Annotated in this window: 4 protein-coding genes and 1 pseudogene; 4 read left to right on the top strand and 1 reads right to left on the bottom strand. The window is 68.5% G+C overall.

What is annotated here, in order from left to right; translation table 11 throughout:
* Positions 1-275: 275 nt before the first annotated feature.
* A complete protein-coding gene (locus A6302_RS07885) occupies positions 276-1,301 on the bottom strand; it encodes a glucokinase (RefSeq protein WP_069306582.1) in 1,026 nt (341 codons plus the stop codon).
* A gap of 291 nt (positions 1,302-1,592) precedes the next feature.
* Between A6302_RS07885 and A6302_RS07880 the strand changes: the two genes are divergently transcribed.
* The 4 genes and pseudogenes from A6302_RS07880 to A6302_RS07865 all read left to right on the top strand — a co-directional run bounded on the left by A6302_RS07880 (position 1,593) and on the right by A6302_RS07865 (position 6,324).
* A complete protein-coding gene (locus tag A6302_RS07880; protein ID WP_069306587.1) occupies positions 1,593-2,585 on the top strand; it encodes a BMP family lipoprotein in 993 nt (330 codons plus the stop codon).
* 85 nt (positions 2,586-2,670) lie between these two features.
* Complete coding sequence (locus A6302_RS07875; RefSeq protein ID WP_069306586.1) at positions 2,671-4,224, top strand: ABC transporter ATP-binding protein; 1,554 nt, start codon at positions 2,671-2,673, stop codon at positions 4,222-4,224.
* Positions 4,221-5,332, top strand: a pseudogene (locus tag A6302_RS07870) (ABC transporter permease). Before A6302_RS07875 ends, A6302_RS07870 begins: the two are co-directional and overlap by 4 nt.
* A gap of 11 nt (positions 5,333-5,343) precedes the next feature.
* Entirely contained in the window at positions 5,344-6,324 is a 981-nt protein-coding gene (locus tag A6302_RS07865) for an ABC transporter permease (RefSeq protein ID WP_069306581.1), read from the top strand.
* Position 6,325 lies beyond the last annotated feature (1 nt).

The following is a 6,325-nucleotide window of genomic DNA, read 5'->3' as shown; positions in this document are numbered from 1 at the left end:
CTCTGATGTGCCAATGGTCTCATCATGTCGGGGCCGCCGCCACATCAAAGAATGGGCGACTTCTGCCTGAAAAACAGGCAGCCATGAACCATATGGCCAAAGTCCTTGAAATTGCTGATCTGCTGGTATGCCAGCGGTTGCACCTGTTCCGATTCGGAACAGGTGCTTTGGTCATTCCCCACGGAATCGGCACAAGCCGGCCGGTTTCGCCGCGCGGCCGAGGGCAACGCATCCAGATCCGCGGTCTGCGGGTGCCGCAATCGATGCCGCCCGACTCAGATGCTCCAGTCGCGGCCGTCGAGATCGAGCAGGAAGCTGCGCGGCGAGCGGGCATAGCCGATCAGCCCGGCGAGCGCCGGCTGAGCGTGGGTGATGATCCCGGTGCCCATCGCCGCAAGCAGGGCCTGATGCGGCGCCTTGTCCTCGAAGGCGGCGCGGAAACGCCCGTTGCGCAGCACCTCGATCAGGCGCGGCGCGATGCCGCCGGCCAGATACACGCCGCCATGGGCAAGGAAGACCAGCGCCAGGTTGCCGACGGTGCGGCCGAGATAGTCGCAGAACAGTTCGACCGTCTCGTGCGCGGTCGGATCGCCGGCCTCGGCGGCGGCCGTCACCTCGGCCGGCGTGCGGCAGGGCGCCGGCACGGCGTCGGTACGCGCGATCGCCTGGTAGAGCCGGACGAGGCCGGAGCCGCAGATCAGCGTCTCGCCGGAGAACCGTCCGTCGAATCGCCCGTCGATCCGCTCGACGTTCGGCCAGATCGCCGCGTCGCGCGCGGTGGCCGGGGCAAGGTCGATATGCCCGCCCTCGCCGGCGATCGGCACCCAGGTGCCGCCGGCGCGCACGAGACCGGCCGCCCCGAGCCCGGTGCCGGGACCGACCACGATCTTGTTGCCGGTGGGCGACGGCATCTGGTGGCCGATCATCGTCAGGTCGTCGGGGCCGAGCGTCGGCAGCGCCAGCGCCAGCGCCTCGAAATCGTTGAACAGCATGACCCGGGCCAGATCGAACCGGGCGATCAGCGCGCGCGGCTCCACCACCCAGTGGCAGTTGGTGAGCGGGGTCCGGTCTTCCTGGATCGGCCCGGCGACCGCGAACATCAGCGTGCGCGGCGCCACATCGGTGAGCGGCAGGATCGCGTTGGCGAGCGCATCGGCGAGCGTCTCGTGATCGCGGGTCTGGAGCGAGGGCAGCAGGACGGGAGGCGCGGCCGCGTCGGCGAGCAGGGCGAAGCGGGCATTGGTGCCGCCGATGTCCGCAAAGAGCACCGGAAAGCCGAGGTCGTCGATGATTCCGCGCATCCGTACTCCCAGATCTGCCCCGCCCATGCCGCCCGTTGCAGGCAACCGGCGGCCTTTGTATCGGCTTTTTCCCGCCGTGACAAAGTCCGGCTCATCCTGCGCCCCCGGGCCGGGGCAACGGTGAATCCTGTCGGGATGTCACAAAAATAGTCCTGCAAAGCAATTGCTCTCACGACGGATTCGTATTTACTCGTCCGCAGCATCGCCGGGGGGAGCCGGCGTCGACCGAACGGTTCGCGCGGCTCCGGGTCCTTGGATCCGCACCGCCTCGAAGCTCTGGAGGGCCTGATGATGAGGATCGTGATTGGTGCCGCGCTTGCGGTGTTCCTGGCCGCGGGACAGGCGCTCGCCGTCGACGTCAAGCCGGCCGTCGTCTACGGAACCGGCGGCAAGTTCGACAAGTCCTTCAACGAGGCGGCCTACACCGGCGCGGAGAAGTTCAAGGCCGAGACCGGGATCGATTACCGCGACTTCGAGCCGACCAACGACACCCAGGGCGAGCAGGCGCTGCGCAACTTCGCCTCGCGCGGCTTCAATCCCGTGGTCGGCGTCTCCTTTGCCTGGACCACGGCGATCGAGAAGGTCGCCAAGGAGTTCCCCGACACGAAATTCTACCTGATCGATTCGGTCGTGCAGATGCCGAACGTGCGCTCGGTCGTATTCAAGGAGGAGGAGGGCTCCTTCCTCGTCGGCCTGCTGGCGGGCATGAAGTCGCAGACCAAGAAGGTCGGCTTCGTCGGCGGCATGGACATTCCGCTGATCCACAAGTTCGAATGCGGCTACGCCCAGGGCGCCAAGGCCGCCGACGCCAGCGTCGAGATCTTCCAGAACATGGTCGGCAGCACCGATGCCGCCTGGAACGACCCGGTGCGCGCCGGCGAACTGACCCAGGCGCAGTTCGACCAGGGCGCCGACGTGATCTATGCCGCCGCCGGCGCGTCCGGCCTCGGCGTGCTGCAGAAGGCGGCGGACGCCAAGAAGTTCTCGATCGGCGTCGATTCCAACCAGAACTACCTGCATCCGGGGTCGGTCCTGACCTCGATGGTCAAGCGCGTCGACGTTGCCGTCTACAGCGCCTTCAAGGACACGATGGACGACAAGTTCGAGGCGGGCGTGGTCGCCCTGGGTCTGGCCGACGGCGGCGTCGACTGGGCGCTCGACGAGCACAACGCGCCGGCCGTCACGGCGGAGATGAAGGAAGCGGTCGAAAAGGCCAAGGCCGAGATCATCGACGGCACCGTCATGGTCCACGACTACATGAAGGACAACGCCTGTCCGTTCTGACGGGAGGCAGAGGCGTGTCCGGGCGCAGGGCGGGTCGGGACGACGGGGCGGACGGCGGCGCGCGACTCTCGAGGTGCGGGACGACATGACGGCAGCTCCCGGGATCCTACCCCCCGCCATCGAATTCGTCGGCATCGACAAGCGCTTCGGCGCGGTGCACGCCAACCGCGACATCAACCTGAAGGTCGAAAGCGGGTCGATCCACGGCATCATCGGCGAGAACGGGGCCGGCAAGTCGACGCTGATGTCGATTCTCTACGGCTTCTACCAGGCCGACTCCGGCGAGATCCGTATCGGCGGCCGGCCGGTGACGATCCGCGGCAGCGAGGCGGCGATCGCCGCCGGCATCGGCATGGTCCACCAGCATTTCATGCTGGTGGAGAATTTCTCGGTGCTGGAAAACGTGATGCTCGGCGCCGAGGGCGGCCTGATGCTGGGTCCCGGCCGCGCGAAGGCGCGGGCCGAGCTGAAGCGGCTGGAGCGCGACTATGCGCTGGAGGTGGATCCGGACGCGCTGATCGAGGATCTGCCCGTCGGCCTGCAGCAGCGGGTGGAGATCCTGAAGGCGCTGTTCCGCGGCGCCGATATCCTGATCCTCGACGAGCCGACCGGGGTGCTCACCCCGTCGGAAGCCGACCACCTGTTCCGCATCCTCAAGGTGCTGAAGGCACAGGGCAAGACGATCGTCCTCATCACCCACAAGCTGCGCGAGATCATGGCGATCACCGACGCGGTGTCGGTGATGCGCCGCGGCGAGATGGTGGCGACAAGGCGCACGGCGGACACGACCGTGGAGGAACTCGCCGAACTGATGGTCGGCCGCCGCGTGCTGCTGCGGGTCGACAAGAGGCCGGCGGCGCCCGGCCCGGTGCGGCTCGGCGTGAAGGGCCTGACCGTGCGGGACGGACGCGGCGTGACCATGGTCGACGACGTGTCCTTCGACGTGCGTGCCGGCGAGATCGTCGGCATCGCCGGCGTCGCCGGCAATGGCCAGTCGGAACTTCTGGAGGCGATCGCCGGCATCCGCCGCGCCGTCTCCGGCGAGGTGGAGGTCTCCGGCGTGCCGACGGGCGTGTGCGGCGGCGCGGATCCTGCCAGGCTGCGGGCCATGAGCCTTGCCCACGTGCCGGAGGACCGTCACCACATGGGGCTGGTCCTGCCCTTCGAGGAGAACGAGAACGCGATCCTCGGCTATCACGACGACCCGGCGATCGGCCGCGGACCGTTCCTGTCGATCGACGCGATCCGCACCAGCGCCCGCGCGAAGATCGAGAAATACGACATCCGCCCGCCGGACTGCCGCCTGAAGACCGCCAACTTCTCCGGCGGCAACCAGCAGAAGATCGTGCTCTCGCGCGAGATCGAGCGCGATCCGGACGTCCTGCTCGTCGGCCAGCCGACCCGGGGCGTCGACATCGGCGCGATCGAGTTCATCCACCGCCGCCTCGTGGAGATGCGCGACGCCGGCAAGGCGATCCTGCTGGTCTCGGTCGAGCTCGACGAGATCCGCGCGCTCGCCGACCGCATCCTCGTAATGTTCGACGGCCGCCTCGTCGGCGAGGCCGGCCCGGAAACGGGCGAGCAGGCGCTCGGCCTGATGATGGCCGGCATCGACCCGGCGACGGAGGCCGCATCATGAGCGCCCGCACCGACCGGCTGCCGCCGTTTGCCGACTATGTGCTGATGCCGCTGATCAACCTCGCCATGGCGCTGCTGATCTCCGGCGTCGTCGTCGTCTTCATGGGCGAGAGCCCGTGGGAGGCGATGCTGACGATGCTGGACGGCGCCCTCGGGCGCGGCGAGGGCATCGGCTACACGCTGTTCTACGCCACCAGCTTCATCTTCACCGGCCTGTCCGTCGCGGTCGCTATCACTGCGGCCTGTTCAACATCGGCTCGGAGGGGCAGGCCTATGTCGGCGGTCTCGGCGCGGCGCTGGTGGCGCTGGCGCTGGACGGCCTGCTGCCCTGGTATCTGACCATGCCGGTGGCGATCCTCGGCGCGGCGGTGTTCGGCGCCGCCTGGGCCTTCATCCCCGGCTGGCTGCAGGCCTATCGCGGCAGCCACGTGGTCATCACCACGATCATGTTCAACTTCATCGCCTCGGCGATGATGGTCTACCTGCTGGTCAACGTGCTGCGCCCGGCCGGCCGGATGTCGCCGGAAACGCGCACCTTCCTGGATGGCGGCACCTTGCCGAAGCTCGGCTGGCTGCTGGACTGGTTCGGCCTGTCGATCGGCGCCGCGCCCTTCAACCTCTCCTTCCTGATCGCGCTGGCCGCCGCCGTCGCGGTCTGGCTGCTGATCTGGCGCACCCGTCTCGGCTACGAGATCCGCACCACCGGAATAAGCCCCTCGGCGGCGATCTATGCCGGCATGCCCTATGGCCGGCTGGTGGTGGTGGCGATGCTGATCTCCGGCGCGCTCGCCGGGCTGATGGCGCTCAACGTGGTGATGGGCGACAGCCAGCGCCTGCAGGTGGAATTCGTCGGCGGCGCCGGCTTCGTCGGCATCGCGGTGTCGCTGATGGGCCGCTCGCACCCGGTCGGCATCGTCATCGCCTCGATCCTGTTCGGCGTCCTCTACCAGGGCGGCGCGGAGCTCGCCTTCTGGTTCCCCACCATCAGCCGCGACCTGATCGTCGTGATCCAGGGGCTGGTCATCCTCTTCACCGGCGCGCTGGAACACATGTTCCGGCCGGCGCTCGTCGCCCTGTTCGCCCCGCGCGGCGCGCGGGCCCCGGCCTGAAGGAGGCGGCGATGGACCTGTGGCAGTTCCTGTTCCTCCTCGCCGACGCCGTGCCCTCGGCGATCCGCCTCACCGTGCCGCTGCTGTTTGCCGCCCTTGCCGGCCTGTTCGCCGAGCGCTCGGGCGTCTTCGACATCGGCCTCGAGGGCAAGATGCTGGCCGCGGCCTTCGCGGCGGCGGCGGTCGCCCATGTCACGCTGTCGCCGCTGGCGGGGCTGGCCTGCGCGATCGTCGTGTCGGTGCTGCTCGCGCTGCTGCACGGCTTTGCCTCGATCACCCATCGCGGCAACCAGATCGTCTCCGGCGTCGCGATCAACTTCATCGCCTCCGGCCTGACCGCCACCCTGGCGATCGCCTGGTTCAAGAAGGGGCCGCAGACGCCGCAGCTGCCCGGCGAGGCCCGCTTCGGCGAGATTGCCTGGCCGTTCCCCGATCTCACCGGCGACCTGCCGGTGATCGGCTGGCTGATGTCGCGGGTGCTGTTCGGCCACAATGTCCTCACCTATGTCGCCTTCCTCGCCGTGCCGCTGACCTGGTGGATCATCTACCGCACCCGCTTCGGCCTGCGGCTGAGGGCGGTCGGCGAGAATCCGGCGGCGGTCGACACCGCCGGCGTCTCGGTCGCCTTCCTGCGCTACCGCGCGCTCGTCTGCACCGGCGTGCTCTGCGGCTTTGCCGGCACCTATCTGTCGATCGCCCAGTCGTCGCTGTTCGTGCAGGACATGACGGCCGGAAAGGGCTACATCGCGCTGGCGGCGCTGATCTTCGCCAAGTGGCGCCCGGTGCCGGTGATGTTCGCCTGCCTCTTGTTCGGCTTCCTCGACGCCGTGTCGATCCGCATGCAGGGCATGCCCGTGCCGCTGATCGGCGAGGTGCCGGCGCAGGTGTTCATGGCGCTGCCCTATGTCCTCACCGTCATCCTGCTCGCGGGCTTCATCGGCAAGGCGATCCCGCCGAAGGCCGGCGGCGTGCCCTACACCAAGGAGCGCTGAC

It is taken from the genome of Methylobrevis pamukkalensis (assembly GCF_001720135.1).
Classification (GTDB): Bacteria; Pseudomonadota; Alphaproteobacteria; order Rhizobiales; family Pleomorphomonadaceae; genus Methylobrevis; species Methylobrevis pamukkalensis.
Note: the sequence above shows the minus strand (reverse complement) of the source record. Positions and strands in the feature narration are given on the sequence as shown.